General features: G+C 63.0%; 15 protein-coding genes. 7 read left to right on the top strand and 8 right to left on the bottom strand.

Features of this window, described 5'->3' with window-relative positions; translation table 11 throughout:
• Positions 1-47: 47 nt before the first annotated feature.
• Positions 48-566: a DUF1697 domain-containing protein gene (locus tag C4N04_RS02455; RefSeq protein WP_106795359.1), complete on the top strand. Its 519-nt coding sequence runs from the start codon at positions 48-50 to the stop codon at positions 564-566.
• A 6-nt stretch (positions 567-572) separates the two neighbouring features.
• Here the strand turns inward: C4N04_RS02455 and C4N04_RS02460 are convergent, their stop codons facing one another.
• Positions 573-1,202, bottom strand: a complete 630-nt coding sequence (locus C4N04_RS02460) for a TetR/AcrR family transcriptional regulator (protein WP_106795360.1) — start codon at positions 1,200-1,202, stop codon at positions 573-575.
• Between the two features lie 218 nt (positions 1,203-1,420).
• Here C4N04_RS02460 and C4N04_RS02465 point away from each other — a divergent pair, with 218 nt between their 5' ends.
• Positions 1,421-2,368 carry a homocysteine S-methyltransferase family protein gene (locus tag C4N04_RS02465; protein WP_106795361.1) on the top strand — a complete coding sequence of 316 codons (948 nt, stop codon included), beginning with the start codon at positions 1,421-1,423 and terminating at the stop codon, positions 2,366-2,368.
• Between the two features lie 21 nt (positions 2,369-2,389).
• Positions 2,390-2,617 (top strand): hypothetical protein, encoded by a 228-nt coding sequence (locus C4N04_RS02470; protein ID WP_010044445.1) that lies wholly within the window; start codon positions 2,390-2,392, stop codon positions 2,615-2,617.
• 16 nt (positions 2,618-2,633) lie between these two features.
• On the opposite strand, the gene C4N04_RS02475 is transcribed toward C4N04_RS02470, so the two are convergent.
• Entirely contained in the window at positions 2,634-4,085 is a 1,452-nt protein-coding gene (locus tag C4N04_RS02475) for an MFS transporter (RefSeq protein ID WP_106795362.1), read from the bottom strand.
• Positions 4,086-4,322: 237 nt separating this feature from the next.
• Between C4N04_RS02475 and C4N04_RS02480 the strand changes: the two genes are divergently transcribed.
• Both C4N04_RS02480 and C4N04_RS02485 read left to right on the top strand, forming a co-directional pair.
• Complete coding sequence (locus tag C4N04_RS02480) at positions 4,323-5,825, top strand: protein adenylyltransferase SelO (protein WP_106795393.1); 1,503 nt, start codon at positions 4,323-4,325, stop codon at positions 5,823-5,825.
• A gap of 174 nt (positions 5,826-5,999) precedes the next feature.
• On the top strand, positions 6,000-8,339 hold the full coding sequence (locus C4N04_RS02485) for a glucose/quinate/shikimate family membrane-bound PQQ-dependent dehydrogenase (RefSeq protein ID WP_106795363.1): 2,340 nt from the start codon (positions 6,000-6,002) through the stop codon (positions 8,337-8,339).
• A 161-nt stretch (positions 8,340-8,500) separates the two neighbouring features.
• On the opposite strand, the gene bla is transcribed toward C4N04_RS02485, so the two are convergent.
• The 3 genes from bla to dmeR form a co-directional block, all read right to left on the bottom strand.
• A complete protein-coding gene (gene bla, locus C4N04_RS02490; RefSeq protein ID WP_106795364.1) occupies positions 8,501-9,391 on the bottom strand; it encodes a class A beta-lactamase in 891 nt (296 codons plus the stop codon).
• 83 nt (positions 9,392-9,474) lie between these two features.
• Positions 9,475-10,488, bottom strand: coding sequence for a CDF family Co(II)/Ni(II) efflux transporter DmeF (gene dmeF, locus C4N04_RS02495; RefSeq protein ID WP_106795365.1), 1,014 nt, complete (start codon positions 10,486-10,488; stop codon positions 9,475-9,477).
• Between the two features lie 18 nt (positions 10,489-10,506).
• Positions 10,507-10,779, bottom strand: coding sequence for a Ni(II)/Co(II)-sensing transcriptional repressor DmeR (dmeR, locus tag C4N04_RS02500; protein ID WP_039618663.1), 273 nt, complete (start codon positions 10,777-10,779; stop codon positions 10,507-10,509).
• 279 nt (positions 10,780-11,058) lie between these two features.
• Here dmeR and C4N04_RS02505 point away from each other — a divergent pair, with 279 nt between their 5' ends.
• Both C4N04_RS02505 and C4N04_RS02510 read left to right on the top strand, forming a co-directional pair.
• Positions 11,059-11,553: a GNAT family N-acetyltransferase gene (locus C4N04_RS02505; RefSeq protein WP_106795366.1), complete on the top strand. Its 495-nt coding sequence runs from the start codon at positions 11,059-11,061 to the stop codon at positions 11,551-11,553.
• A 166-nt stretch (positions 11,554-11,719) separates the two neighbouring features.
• Positions 11,720-12,349, top strand: coding sequence for a glutathione S-transferase (locus tag C4N04_RS02510; protein WP_106795367.1), 630 nt, complete (start codon positions 11,720-11,722; stop codon positions 12,347-12,349).
• A gap of 62 nt (positions 12,350-12,411) precedes the next feature.
• On the opposite strand, the gene C4N04_RS02515 is transcribed toward C4N04_RS02510, so the two are convergent.
• The 3 genes from C4N04_RS02515 to C4N04_RS02525 all read right to left on the bottom strand — a co-directional run bounded on the left by C4N04_RS02515 (position 12,412) and on the right by C4N04_RS02525 (position 15,185).
• Positions 12,412-13,326: a cytochrome c gene (locus C4N04_RS02515; protein ID WP_106795368.1), complete on the bottom strand. Its 915-nt coding sequence runs from the start codon at positions 13,324-13,326 to the stop codon at positions 12,412-12,414.
• A gap of 110 nt (positions 13,327-13,436) precedes the next feature.
• Positions 13,437-13,877, bottom strand: a complete 441-nt coding sequence (locus C4N04_RS02520) for a cytochrome c (RefSeq protein WP_077994789.1) — start codon at positions 13,875-13,877, stop codon at positions 13,437-13,439.
• A 273-nt stretch (positions 13,878-14,150) separates the two neighbouring features.
• Positions 14,151-15,185: a LacI family DNA-binding transcriptional regulator gene (locus C4N04_RS02525; RefSeq protein ID WP_106795369.1), complete on the bottom strand. Its 1,035-nt coding sequence runs from the start codon at positions 15,183-15,185 to the stop codon at positions 14,151-14,153.
• Positions 15,186-15,267 lie beyond the last annotated feature (82 nt).

Below are 15,267 nucleotides of genomic sequence, written 5' to 3' on the forward strand. Positions count from 1 at the left end.
TCTCCCCACCTGTGGGGGAGATGCCCGGCAGGGCAGAGGGGAAGGAAATGCCCATCTACATCGCCCTCCTCCGCGCCGTAAACGTCGGCGGCACTGGATCGCTCCCGATGGCGGAGCTCACAGCCATCTGCGAAGACCTCGGCTTCACCGACGTGAAAACCTACATCCAGAGCGGCAATGTACTCTTCCGCTCGGCTGAATCCGAAACGGCGGTGGAGGAAAAGCTCGACGCAGCCCTCGGCAAGACGATGGGCAAGCGGCCAGGCGTGATCGTGCGAACCCGGAAGGAGCTCGACGCGATCGTCGCCGACGCACCCTTCCCCGACGCCAAACCGAACTTCCTGCTCGTCTATTTCCTGCCCGAAAGAGCCCCTGCCGATGCACTCGAAAATATGGTGGCGCCCGACGGCGAGGAGGCAAAACTCGCGGCCCGCGAAATCTATGTGCACTATCCCAATGGCTCCGGCCGCTCGAAGCTGAAGCTGCCGGCGCTGAAACCAGCGACCTCGCGCAATCTCAATACCGTGCGCAAGCTCGCGGAAATGGCCGCAGCGATGGAACGTTAACGGCAGCTAGGCCTTCGGCATTTCCGCGGCCGGCAGGAAGAGCATCTTTACGAAAGTCCTGAGCATCAGCACCTGTTCGGCCAGCGTGTTCGGCTCCTTCAGTGTCTTCGACAGGACGATGCCGCCTTCCAGGACTGAGGACACCATATCGGCGAGCTGGTCGATATTGACGGGTTCGCGCGGCGGATAGACCTCCATGATATCGCGAAGCATGCGGCTGAAACGGCGCCGCCAGGCAAGCACCGCATTGCGGTTGGTTTCCTGTATCTCCCGGTCGAACAGCCGCTCGTAATAGCAGACGGTCGCCACAAGGCAGCCGGGATGGCCGTTCGGCAGATCCGAGAGCAATTCGGAAAGCAGCTTCAGCCCGAGCAGGAAAGATTGCAGCGGATCGTCCACCAGATCCCTGGCGCGGCTGAAGATCTCGTCGTAGATGCGCTCGTCATTTTCGATGTAGCGGTTGAGTAGCGCCTTGGCGAGCTCGTTCTTGTCCCTGAAATGATAGAAGAAGCCGCTCTTGGTGATGCCGGTCTCGGCAATCAGCTCCTCGATGGAGGTGCCGGCGAACCCCTTCTGCAACACAGCCGCTTCGGCCACATCGAGGATGCGGGTCCTGGTTTCCTCGCCCTTTCGCATGTCCCCTCCTGTACCGGCGGTACAGTTTTGATCGGCGCACGGTCAGAACTTGCCTGCGTCCCCGGCAGCTTCGGTTACGCCAAGCGATTGAAATTAACCGGCAAAAGCCAAAACCGCCGGCAGTATACCGCAAGTCGCCTAGTTTGGCAGCCGATTAAGCGCGAGAACTTTCGTTCGACGACAGCTGTTTCGGCTGCCGCGAGGAAAAGGCTTCAACAATGGCAAAGTACAGAAACGGTCTGCCGCAGCTCAAAGGCGGCACCTTCATTACCGATGGCGGCATGGAAACGACGATGATCTTTCAGGAAGGTATCGAGCTTCCGCATTTCGCCGCTTTCATATTGCTGGCTTCCGAAGACGGGCGGCAGCGGATGCGGAATTACTATCGCCGTTATCTCGATATCGCGCGCCGGCACGGCACGGGCTTCGTGCTCGACACCGCGACATGGCGGGCCAATCCGGACTGGGGGCAGAAGCTCGGCTATACCCCTGAAGCCCTGAAGGCGGCCAACGAGGAAGCCGTCGACCTGCTCGCCGGTTTACGCAGCGCCTATGAGCGGCCGGAGCAGCCGATCGTCATCAGCGGCGCGATCGGCCCGCGCGGCGACGGCTATAAGGCGGGCAGCATGGATGCCGCCGAAGCGGAAGACTACCACGCTTTCCAGATCGGGGCTTTCGCCGGCACCGAGGCCGACATGGTGACCGCCTTCACGCTGACCAATATTGACGAGGCGATCGGCGTGGCGCGGGCTGCACAGTCGTTCAACATGCCCTCGGCCATCTCCTTCACGCTGGAGACGGATGGCAGACTGGTGACCGGCCGCAGCCTTCAGGATGCCATCGAGACCACGGATGCGGCGACCGGCGGGTCGCCGGCCTATTACATGATCAACTGCGCCCATCCCTCGCATTTCGAAGGTGCACTCGATCCGGGCAGCGCCTGGGTGAAACGCATTTCCGGCATTCGCGCCAACGCCTCGACCATGAGCCACGAACAGTTGGACAATAGCGAGACGCTGGACGCGGGCGATCCCGAGGATCTCGGCCGCCGTTACCGCAAGCTCATCGGCCGCATGCCTGCGGTGCGCGTGCTCGGCGGCTGCTGCGGCACCGACCACCGCCATGTCGCGGCGATCTGCGAGGCATGCCTGCCGCAGGCGGCGTAACGACCTGAGAGGGAGGAGAGAATGACGATTGGGGGCACAATGATGCGTGAGCACCGCTGGCACGATCTGTGGCTTGCGATCACGGGACGGCAGAGGCGCACTGAGCCTGAGGCGGCCGTGGAGGTGGCACTGCGGGATAGTGATCTCGACTTCGGGAGCTTCGACGGCCCAATGACCTACGGGCTCGAGGCGGACCGGCGCGAGGGCCGGCCCTTGCGACGCAGGCTGCGGGAGCCGGTCGGCTTCTGACGAAGGAAAGGCGGCGTCAGCTTTTGGCGGCGCCTTTCGTGCCCTTCGCCTTGTAGCCGCTGATCTCCTCGCCGGCGGTCGCGGAGAAACGCAAGTTCCAGAAGGTCGCGGTGATCGAGATGAGCGTGACGACGACAAAGGCGGTGGAGAAATCGCCAAGCGAGGGCGTTTCGGTGCCGCTGAAGGCCATCGAGCCGTGCAGCGCCAAGGCGCCGATGCAGATGCCGAGCGACAGCATCAGCTGCTGGAAAGTGGTGTAGAAGCTTGTGGCCGAGCTCATCCGCTCCTTGTCGATCTCGTCATAGGCAATCGTGTTATAGGCGGTGAACTGGAACGACAGGAAGAAGGCGCTGAGTATCAAGACGATGAAGATCAGCGGCATCGGCCAATCCGGCCGGAAGGCGGCGCAGAGGCCGTAACCGACCGTGCCGAAGATGCCGTTGAGGACGAGGCTGCGGCGGAAGCCGAGCCGGCTGAAGACGAATTTTGCCATCGGCTTCATGGCGAGCGCACCAAGTGCTGTGGCGATGACGATCTGGCCGGCGGCGGCGGCCGACAGGCCGAAGCCGATCTGGAAGAGCAGCGGCAGCAGGAAAGGCTGTGCGCCCTGGGTGATGCGGGTCAGCGAACCGGCTATGACCGAAGTGCCGAAGCTCGGCACCTTCATCAGCGAGAAATCCAGAATCGGCGACGGATGCCGGCGGGCATGCCTGAGATAGGCGATGCCGAAGATGAGGCCGACGGCGATCAGGAAGAGCGAGAAGGCGCCCTCGCCTTCATGGCTCGACATTTCGAAGCCGAAAAGCAGCGAGCCGAGCGAGAGGCCGGAGAGCACGAAGCCGATCGTATCGAAGGGACCGCTCGCCTTGCCTTTGACCTCGTCGATATAGATCGAGACGAAGATCATGCCGATGATGCCGATCGGCACGTTGATGTAGAAGATCCAGCGCCAGTCGAGATAGGTGACGAAGAAGCCGCCGAGCGGCGGGCCGACGATCGGGCCGATCAGCGCCGGCACCAGCAGCCAGGACATGGCGCTGACCATATCCTTGCGGTCGACGCTGCGCATCAGCACGAGGCGGCCGACCGGCATCATCATCGCGCCGCCCAGGCCCTGCAGCAGCCGCGCCAGCACCAGGAAGGACAGCGTCGGCGCTAAGGCGCAGAGGATGGAGCCGATGACGAAAACGGCGATTGCCGCGCGGAACACGGTGCGGGAACCGAAACTGTCGGCCATCCGGCCGCTCGCCGGAATGAAGATCGCCAGGCTGAGGAGATAGGAGGTGAGAGCGATCGACATGGCCGGGGCGCTGACCGCGAAGTCGCGCGCCATGGTCGGCAGCGCCGTCGCCAGCACGGTCGCATCGATATTTTCCATCAGCATCGCACTCGCGACGATCATCGCGATCACCCGGAAATTGGGCGCGGCGCGCCGAACCATAGGCGCCTGGTAAATCTGATCCGACATCGTCCGGGATCACTCGCGGTGGCGCGGCGGAGCACACGAGGCTGCAAGGCCGCGGGGGATGACATGGCGTAATGCCAAGGGGAGACGATCTGGTATACGCCCGCGATCATGGCGGCGCTATGTCCTTTATGGCAAAGCAGCTTTGACGAGAGAGAAAAGCAGATCACGTTTGCTTGCATCGGCCTCATGCTTCGTGAAGAGCTTGCGCCGCAGGCCACCCGGCCCTACCTATCAATCATGACCTCCGCCCTCGAGAAAAACCGGCCCGGTGCGGCCTTCGCCTTCGACAACAGCTATGCCGGCCTGCCGCAACGCTTTTTTGCGGCGCAAGTGCCGACGCCCGTGGCGGAGCCGTGGCTGATCAAGCTCAACGAACCGCTGGCCGCCGAGCTCGGGCTCGACGTCGAGACGCTGCGGCGCGACGGCGCGGCGATCTTTTCCGGCAATCTCGTTCCCGAAGGGGCGCAACCGCTGGCCATGGCCTATGCCGGCCATCAGTTCGGCGGCTTCTCGCCGCAGCTCGGCGACGGCCGGGCGATCCTGCTCGGCGAAGTGGTCGACCGGAGCGGCAGGCGTTTCGACATCCAGTTGAAAGGCGCCGGACCGACGCCCTTTTCGCGCCGCGGCGACGGGCGGGCGGCGCTCGGGCCGGTGCTCAGGGAATACATCATCAGCGAGGCTATGTTTGCGCTCGGCATTCCGGCGACGCGAGCGCTGGCGGCGGTGACGACGGGCGAGCCGGTCTACCGCGAAGAGGTGCTGCCGGGCGCCGTCTTCACCCGGGTCGCAGCCAGCCATATCAGGGTCGGTACATTCCAGTTCTTCGCCGCCAGGGGCGATACCGACGGCGTGCGGGCGCTTGCCGATTATGTCATCGACCGGCATCACCCGACCCTGAAAGAAGCCGACAATCCCTATCTCGCGCTGTTCGAGGCAGTCTCCGAGCGCCAGGCGGCGCTGATCGCCCGCTGGCTGCATGTCGGCTTCATCCATGGGGTGATGAACACGGACAATATGACGATCTCCGGTGAGACGATCGATTTCGGCCCCTGCGCCTTCATGGATGCCTATGATCCGGCGACCGTCTTCTCGTCGATCGACCAGCATGGCCGTTACGCCTATGCCAACCAGCCGGCCATCGGCCAATGGAACCTCGCGCGGCTCGGCGAAACGCTGCTGCCGCTGATCGACGCCGAGCCCGACGGCGCAGTCGATAAGGCGAATGGCGTGATCCGGGCTTATGGCGAGCGGTTCCAGGCGCATTGGCTGGCCGGTATGCGGGCGAAGATCGGCCTCGCCGGCAAAGAGGACGGCGATCTCGAACTGGTGCAAGCGCTGCTGTCACTGATGCAGGCGCAGGGCGCCGATTTTACCCTGACCTTCCGGCGGCTGTCGGATCTGGCCGGCGATGATGCCCTGGAGACAGCCTTCGCCGCGAGCTTCCGGGAGCCGGATTCCTGCGGCACCTGGCTTGCGCAATGGCGCGAGCGGCTGTCACGCGATCGCCGAAGCGACGGCGAGCGCGCAGCCGCCATGCGCAGCGTCAATCCGGCCTTCATTCCGCGTAATCACCGGGTCGAACAGGCGATCGAGGCAGCGGTCGAGAACGGCGATTTCTCGCTGTTCGAGGCGCTGCTGAGGGTGCTCGCCAATCCCTACGACGACCAGCCGGATTTTGCCGCCTATAGCGAGCCGCCGAAGCCGCACGAGCGGGTGCTCGCGACTTTCTGCGGGACGTGAGCACGGTTAAATCCCTATCGTTCGAGCCGGCGGCCGGCATTCCTACAACCAGACCGTGATTTCACGCTGCGGCAAATGCAGCCGTTGAAAGGCATCTCTCTCGCGCTATCTGGCTGACCGGTGGGGCTTTTCCGCCCCTCCTTCACCCGGCGGATCTCAACGGGAGACAGCCTTATGGCGATCGTCATCACCTCCATCCTCTTCATCATCATCGGGCTGGCGCTCGGTGGCGGCGGGTTCTGGCTCGTCACGCTCGGCGGCAGCCCCTTCTATCTGTTCGCCGGCCTGATGTTTCTGATCACCGCCGGCCTGCTGCTGATGCGCAAGGCGGTGGCGCTCTGGGTTTATGCGGTGCTCGTCGTCGCAGCACTCGCCTGGGCGGTGTGGGAGGTCGGTTTCGACTGGTGGCAGCTCGGACCGCGCGGCGGCATGATCATCCTGCTCGGGCTCTGGCTGCTGACGCCGTGGATCCGCCGGCCGCTCGGCTTTCGCAGCCCGACGGGCATAACCTACGGCGCCAACCCCTGGCCGCTTGCCGTGCCCGTTGTTCTCGCCATCGCCGTCGCCCTCTATTCGATGACGACGGATCCGCACGATCTTGCCGGCGACCTGCCTACGGATGAGGTCGTGGCCAGCCCCGCCTTCGGCGGCAGCGTGCCGGATGGAGAATGGCATCAGTACGGCCGCACGCCGTTCGGCCAGCGTTATTCGCCGCTCGACCAGATCACTGCCGAAAACGTCTCCACCCTCAAAGAGGCGTGGCGATATCAGACCGGCGACGTCAAAAGGCCGGAGGACATCAGCGAGACCACCTATCAGGTGACGCCGCTCAAGGTGAAGGACACGCTCTATCTCTGCACGCCGCATAACTGGGCGATCGCGCTCGACGCCAAGACCGGCAAGGAGAAATGGAAATATGACTCCAATTCCGGCATGAACCCCAACCGGCAGCACCAGACCTGCCGCGGCGTCACCTATTATGCCGATCCTGAAGTCGCCGCCGGCCAGCCCTGCGCCGAGCGCGTCTATCTGCCGACCTCGGATGCCCGGCTGATCGCGCTCGACGCCGCGGACGGGAAGGTGTGCACCAGCTTTGCCGATCAGGGCGTACTGCATCTCGAAACCGGCATGCGCTTCAACCCGGCCGGCTATTATTATTCCACCTCGCCGCCGGTCGCGGTGGCCGGCAAGATCATCATCGGCGGGGCGGTGAACGACAATTACTCCACGCAGGCGCAGTCGGGCGTCATCCGCGCCTTCGACATCAAGACCGGCGCTCTGGTCTGGAACTGGGATTCCGGCAATCCCGATGTGACGACGCCGATCGCGGCCGGCCAGACCTACACGACCAATTCGCCGAACAGCTGGTCGGTCTTCAGCGTCGACGAGGCGCTCGGCATGGTCTACATCCCACTCGGCAATCAGGTGCCCGACCAGCTCGGCATCAACCGCAGCGACAATGTCGAGAAATTCTCCTCCTCGATCGTCGCCCTCGATATCGCCACCGGCCAGCTGCGCTGGGTGCGCCAGACCGTGCATCACGATCTCTGGGACATGGATGTCCCGGCCCAGCCGGCACTGATCGACCTGACGAAAGAAGATGGCAGCGTCGTTCCCGCCCTGGTCGGCCCGACCAAGCAGGGCGATCTCTACGTGCTCGATAGGCGCAGCGGCGAGCCGATCATCCCGGTCAAGGAAATCCCGGCCCCCGGCGGCGCGATCTCGGGCGATCATACCTCGCCGACCCAGCCGATCTCCGACCTCACCTTTTCGCCCGAACCGCTCAAGGAAAAGGACATGTGGGGGGTGTCGCTGTTCGACCAGCTCGTCTGCCGCATCGATTTTCACCGCTACCGCTATGAGGGCCGCTATACGCCGCCGTCACTCGAAGGGACGATCGTCTATCCCGGCAATTTCGGCACCTTCAACTGGGGCAGCGTCGCGGTGGATCCGGAACGGCAGATCATGTTCGGCATGCCGACCTATCTCGCCTTCACCTCGCGCCTGGTGCCGGCTGCCGAGATTCCGCCACGCGGCCAGGACGAGAAGGGCAGCGAACAGGGGCTCAACCGCAATGACGGCGCGCCCTACGGAGTCTTCATGGGCCCCTTCCTCGGCCCGCTGCAGATCCCCTGCCAGGCGCCGCCATGGGGCTATGTCACGGGCGTCGATCTGCGCACCGGCAAGATCGCCTATATGCATAAGAACGGCACCGTGCACGACATGACGCCGCTTCCGCTGCCCTTCAAGGTGGGCGTGCCCGGCATTGGCGGGCCGATGCTGACCAAAGGCGGCGTCGCCTTCTTGGGCGCCGCCGTCGACAACTACCTGCGCGCCTATGACGTGACAAATGGCCGAGAACTCTGGCAGGCGCGGCTTCCCGCCGGCGGCCAGGCGACGCCGATGACCTATACGACTGACGACAACAAACAATATGTCGTCATGGTCGCCGGCGGCCACGGCTCGGTCGGCACCAAGCCCGGTGATTATGTGATTGCTTATACGCTGCCGTGAGCTACCGTGCCGCGCCCGTCACATTTCATTTCTGACGATACCGCATGTGGCAGCGCATTTTGGTGCGGGAGCGCGCCGCAGCTTAGCCCCTCCCACTTGTGGGGAGGGGTTGGGGAGGGGTTTTCACCCGCACTCCGGACAGCCGTCGCATCTTTCCTATTTCAAACCATCTCCACAATCATCCGCCCAACCTCCGCAAAGACCGGGTTCAGCTCCTTCACCGGCGCGGTCGCCTCGGCGATATAGACGGCGGCGACGATCGGGCCGCGGTCGGGGGGCCAGATGACCGCGATGTCGCCGAGGGAGCCGTTCGGGCCGGTGCCGGTCTTATCGCCGACCTTCCAATCGGCCGGCAGGCCGGCTCTCAGCCGCTCCTTGCCTGTCGTGCTTGCCACCAGCCAGTTGATCAGCCTGTCGCAGGAGGCTTCGGTCAGCACCGAGCCGAGCGTCAGGTTGCCGAGCGTATCGAGCATTGCATCCGGGGTGGTCGTGTCGCGCGGATCGCCCTTCCGGCCCTCGTTCAGCGTCGGTTCGGTGCGGTCGAGACGCGTCGTCCCGTCGCCGATCGAGCGCAGCCAGTCGGTCAAAGCGGCCGGACCGCCAAAACTTTCGAGCAGCAGGTTGCCGGCGGTGTTGTCGCTGACCGTCACCGCCGCATCGCAGAGTTCGGCGATCGTCATGCCGTCGGCGCCTGCGTGTTTTTCGCTGATCGGCGAATAGTCGACAAGCTTGTCCTTGCCGTAGGTCACCCGCCGGTCGAGGCTCTCGTCACCCTTGTCGACGCGGGCCAGCACGAAGCCGGCGGCCAGCGCCTTGAAGGTGCTGCACATCGGAAAGGCTTCGCTGCCGCGATAGCCGAAGGAGATGCTGGTCTGGGTGTCGAGCACCGAGACGCCGAGGCGCCCGCCGGTGCGTTTTTCCAGCTCGGCCAGGCGGCGCTCGACATCGTCGTCGCCCTCCTCGCTCTTCTCCTCGGCATTGACGGGAAACGTGAGGGCAGGCAGGCACAAAGCCGAGCCGATCAGCATGCGGCGGGTAAGGCTGAGATCCATGAAATTCCTCCGGCGGTGAGGAGGACAGAGCTAAGGCGCGATTGCGGCGGCATCTCGTCATCGCGGCGGCGTCCGCACTGGAATTATGCCGCCCGCGTCACCTCGACCGTCACATGCGACAATTCCGACAGCGCCGAAAGCCGAGCCTTGTAGAAGGCCGGATCGCGCGGCTCGGGGGTGAGGATCGCGACGATCGCGGCATGGTGGCCGGGGCCGACCTGCCAGACATGCAGATCGGTGATCCGGTCTTCCTCCGTCTCGATCGCCTCGCGAATGTCAACCGGCAGCGTCTCGCCGTGCGGGACGACGTCGAGAAGGACGCCGCCCGAGGATTTCATCAGGCTCCAGGACCAGTTGGCGATGACCAGGCCACCGACTATGCCCATGATCGGATCGAGCCAGAGCCAGCCATAGAGGCTGCCGAGCGTCAGCGCCGCGATGGCAAGCACGGAGGTCAGCGCGTCGGCGACGACATGCAGATAGGCGGCGCGGATATTGTTGTCGTCGGTTTTGCCGTGGTGGGCATGGTCGCCATGCCCGTGATCGTGATGGCCCCGATGGCTATGCCCGTGATGGTCATGTCCGTGATGGCCATGCCCGTGATGAGCGTGATGACCGTGGTCGTGGCCGCCGCCGGCGAGCAGCCAGGCACTGGCGAGATTGACGGCAAGGCCGATCACCGCGACGGCGATCGCCTGGGCAAAGCCGATCGGCACCGGATTTGCAAGTCGCAGCCAGCTCTCCCATGCCATCAGCAAAGCGATCAAAGCCAGAATGATGGCGCTGGCGAAACCGGCGAGATCGCCGAGCTTGCCGGTGCCGAAAGTGAAGCGCGGATTGCGCGCCTGCCGGCGGGCGAAGAGATAGGCGAGCGCCGAAATCAGCAGCGCGCTGGCATGGGTCGACATGTGCCAGCCATCGGCCACGAGGGCCATGGAGCCGTAGATCGTGCCGGCGACGATTTCGGCCACCATCATCAGCGTCGTCAGTCCGATCACCAGCCAGATCCGCAGCTCATTGCGCTGATGGTCGGCGCCGAGGAAGACGTGATCGTGTTCGAGGACGGTCATCTGGGCTTTCCCGATCCCGGCATTCATTCCAGGCTCCTTCTCTCATCAGCGGATATAGGTTCGCAACACTTCCGAAATTTCCTCGACCGCCTCGGCCCGTGCCGCGTCATCGGCAGCATTCAGCACATGCTCGCGCAGGTGATCGTCCAGCACCTCGCCGGTCAGACCGCTCAAAGCGCCGCGGATCGAGGCCAGCAATTGCAGGATTTCGCCGCAGGGGCGCTCGGCCTCGAGCGCCCGCTCGACCGCCTCCATCTGCCCCTTCAGGCGGCTGATGCGGGCGATGAGCTTCTTTTTCTGCAAAGTGGTATGGGACATGGTCGACCTTCTATAACATAGGGGGGTATACTATCAAGCGCACAGATGACATCAATGAGCGTGACAGCGTGTTGAGCGCCACGCTCCAACGCCATTGACAAATGCCGCGTTTGCGGCGATTGATGCGCCATGATCAAAAACGCGCACCAGAGCCGCTCGTATTTTTGGCTGTACCTGTAAAGGGCGGCCGGACAGATCATATTGTCAACAAGCCGCCGTCAGGCGGCTTTGTTGTATCGGCAGCGTCCTGACGGCAGATTATCAAAGGACGCGAAGACCATGACCGAAATCGAAGACAGCGAAATTTCACTGATGCGCCCATCGGTGGTGACGATCCGCACCGCCAAGCCGCGCGACCTGCCCGAGCTCAACGAGATGATCGCCCTGCTTGCCGCCCATCACGGCGACGCGGCGGCGACGACGCCGGAGCAGCTCGAGCGCGATCTGTTCGGCCCCCTGCCCTGGATCCAGGCTCTCGTTGCCGAGACCGGCGAAGGGCTGATCGGCTACGCCATCCTCGTGCCGCTCTACAGGGCGCAGGAGGGAAAACGCGGCATGGACCTGCACCATCTTTTCGTCCGCGACGGCCATCGCGGCCACGGCACCGGTCAGTTGCTGGTCGACCGGGCCCGCGAAACCGCCCGCAATGCCGGCTGCGGCTACCTCTCCGTCAGTGCGGCGACCGGCAACGTCCTGGCGCACCGCTTCTACGAACAGCTGGATTTCACGCCGCGGCCGGTGACCGGCATGCGCTACATGCAGTCGATCGCATAGGGTGGCCAGATCGAAGGTCTAGATTCCTGGCTCATGGGCGAGAGCGAGTTACGCTTGCCAGCTAGAGCGGCGCGCATCTATTCAGACGCAGGGTGGGGTTCGGATCGAGTCGGAAGGCCCCGCTTCAGTACTGCTGATACTTTATCGAATCGCGTTAGGAGCATTCATGGCTGATTTCAAACTTCATTGCTTCGCTCTCTCCGGGAACTCTTACAAGGTCGCACTCTTCTTTGCGCTTGCCGGCATCGAATGGGAAAGCATTTTCGTTGATTATCTGGGCGGCGAAACGCGTACTGAAGAATGGCGAAAGACGATCAACGAACAGGGCGAAGCGCCGGTGCTCGAACATGGCCAAGCGAAGATCAGCCAATCGGGAGTCATCCTGGACTACTTGTCAGAGGTGACAGGCAATTTTGGGGCGCAGACGGCCGAAGAACGACGCGACATCATGCGCTGGATCCTCTTCGACAATCATAAATTCACCAGCTATTACGCGACGCTGCGGTTCATCTATGGCCTTCAGAAGAGCGGCGAGACGCCCGTCGTCGAGTTTCTAAGGCTGAGAGCCAAAGCTGCCTATGCGATTGTTGACGAACACTTAGCCCAGCGGGCCTTCATGGTCGGCGACCGGCTGACGATCGCAGACCTCTCTTTGGCGGGCTACGCCTTCATGCCGGAGGATACCGGAATCGATCACAGTGCCTTTCCGGCTATCGCAGCCTGGAAAGATCGCATCAGCAGCATGCCGGGCTGGCGCCACCCCTATGATCTCATGCCCGGTCCCACTTCCCTATAAACAGGGTCGACTTTCCGAATGCAGCGGCCGCAAAAACCGCTGCACACTCTGCGCGACATGCTTCAGCGCCCCGGCACAGCCTTGAGATAGGCGGCGATCGCCTCGCGGTCGGCAGCCGGCAGATGAGCAATGCTCTGCTGCACATCGACCATCGAGCCGCCGACACTATCGAAATCGGGGGTGAAGCCGGTTTCGAGATAGCTGGCGATATCCGCCTCGCTCCAGCCGCCGATGCTCTCGGAGGCCGGCGTGATATTGGGTATGCGGCCCCTGCCTTCCGGATTGGGCGCGCCGGCGAGCCACTGATCGGCCTTAAAGCCGCCCAGCGCATCCCGCGGCGTGTGGCATTCGCCGCAATGGCCGGGGCCTTCGACGAGATATTGGCCGCGCTTCACCTTGTCGTCGCTGTTGGCGAGCGCGACGCGCGGCTGATCGTTGAAATAGAGAAATTTCCAACCGCCGAGCGCCAGCCGGATGTTGTAGGGGAACGGCAGCTCATGCGGGGGCGCGACGTTGGCGCTCTTCGGCAGGGTTTTCAGGAAAGCGAAGAGATCGTTGACGTCCTTGTCGCTCATGCGGGAATAGGAGCCATAGGGAAAGGACGGGTAGAGATGCTCACCATCAGGTCCGACGCCGCGCTTCATCGCATTGCCGAATTCGGCCAGCGTCCAGGCGCCGATGCCAGCTTTTTCATCGGGTGAGATATTCGGCACGTGGAAGGTGCCGAAAGGGCTCTTCAGCGCCAGGCCGCCTGAAAGCGTCAGCTTCGCATCGCCTTCGGAGCCGGGAGCGGCATGACAGCTGACGCAGCCGCCCGCCCAGAAGACCATCTCACCATTGGCAGGATCCGGCGCGCCGAGGCCGGCCCAGTGGCTCTCCGGCAGCGGATCGGGCGCGGTCACCAGATAGAAGGCGGCACCGCCGAGGACGGCGATGCCGATCAGACAGAGCAGTAACCGGATGAACCTGCGGACCATGCTCCGCCTCCCCTTTTGCCGAGATTTCCCGGGCGGATATCAAGACGACCCGCGTCGGCGGCAAGGCCGGCGCGGATCGCATAAGGATCCAGATCAAAATGGCCTATCGCTCACTCCTTGAGGCGATAGGCCTTGTGACAGCCGCCGCAATTGGCGCCGAGGGTGTTCATCGTGGCGCCGACGGCAGCGGCATCGGCCGGAAGCTGAGCGAGCGCGGTTTCGGCATCGGTGGAGAGCTTGGCGGCGCGCGCCTTGAAGTCATCCATGTTTTCCCAGAGCTTGGGGCTGACCTCGGGATCGTTCATATCGCTGCCCGGCTTGAACTGATCGGGGAAGACCTTGGCAGTCGTGGCAATCGTCGTCAGCGCCGCCTTCACCGCCTCGGCATCATAGGGCTTGGTGCCCTTGGCGATGGCGGCCAGCGCGCCGGCCGAACCGCCGATCTGCTTCATCAGGGCAATGCGCGAATCATGTGTCCCGTCGGCGGCGGTCACGGAACCGAAGGCTATTCCTGCCATCGCTGCGGCGGCAGCTACTGCTTTCCAATTCATATGTTCCTCTCCAGTTTTCTGAGGGCCAAGGCGGCCGCTGGCCAATCTGCCCCGGGAGCATGACAAAATCCATGCGTCCAGGTGGTCACGTTTTGCCGGGTCACCATAAAAACAACGTGATAAACAGCGAACAGACCAGGGCTGCCATGCCGACAAGACGACAGCCAGCCTACCTGCCTGAACCTCCTGATCGGCGGCAAAACGCGGCAACATTGCGATGCCGAGAGCGGACAGAGCGGCACGACGTGATCGTCGAGATCCTGTGGTGGAACTTCATATATTGGTGGCAGTATAGAATTCAAACGGGACGATGTGCTGCGACACGGTTGGCGATCGGCCGGCATCGAGAGCTTCCGCCATTGCCCGCACCAGGGTCTCTCCCAGCAGCTTTGCCGGATGAGACAGGACGACCCTGATCAGCCCCTCAGCAAGACCGGCTCTCGTTTCATTCGTCAGCTCGTGTGCTATGACCACCAGGCGTTTGGCTGACGGCCCACCATCTTCCCGAAGGGCTCGCATCACACCGGTGATGCCGCCACCGGCAACGTAGAGTCCGACCCAATTCGGCTCAATCTGCAGAAGGCGGCGCGTTGCTTCATAAGCGATTTCGGGCTCTTCAAGCGTGGCAACCGTCTCCAGCATCTGGAAGCCCGGCGCACTCTCCCGGAAATACGATCGAAAGCCCATCTCATTCAGTTCTTGGGCGAGATATCGGTGACTGCCGACGAAGACGGAAACCTTGCCGCCAATGCCATTCAGCCCGGCTATGAACCATGCGGCCGTGCGGCCCTTTTTGATGCAGTCGTTGCCGACATAGGCTGCGCGGGAGGCAGTGGAAATATCGGAAATCATGGTCACAACAGGAATGTTCTCTGCTGCAAGACCATCGACGGCATGGTTCACCTGCGGGTGGTCTGAGGTGATCATTCCAATGACGTCGGCTTCGCGACTGAGAGCGTAAATCGCCTCGGCAGCCTTATCGGGGGCAAGATCGTCCATGAATCTAACGATGGCCCTGCCATGGGCGTCGGGAAATGCTTCGGTCGCCGCAACGAGAATGTCGCTCCACATTCGATAAAGCTTGCGGTGAGACTGCTTGAGAAGAAAACCGAATTTGATCACCGGCTTGTCGTGCTCGAGTCGGCGAGCGATGGCCGTCACCCCATGAAAGCCGATCTGCCGGGCGGCGTTCAGAACCCGCTCCGCCGTCTGCGGGCGCACCGGATCGCGTCCGTTCAGCACGCGATCGACCGTTGAAATGCTCACATTCGCGGCCTTTGCCAAGTCAGGGATCGTTGGGCGAGACATAATAAACCTCTCATAATCTGACGCTATTTATGAGAGGTTTTGGGAGAAAAATCCACCGGTTCGTTGACACTCTGCTGAATTT

Source organism: Rhizobium sp. H4, assembly GCF_003013335.1.
GTDB classification, from domain to species: Bacteria; Pseudomonadota; Alphaproteobacteria; order Rhizobiales; family Rhizobiaceae; genus Rhizobium; species Rhizobium sophoriradicis.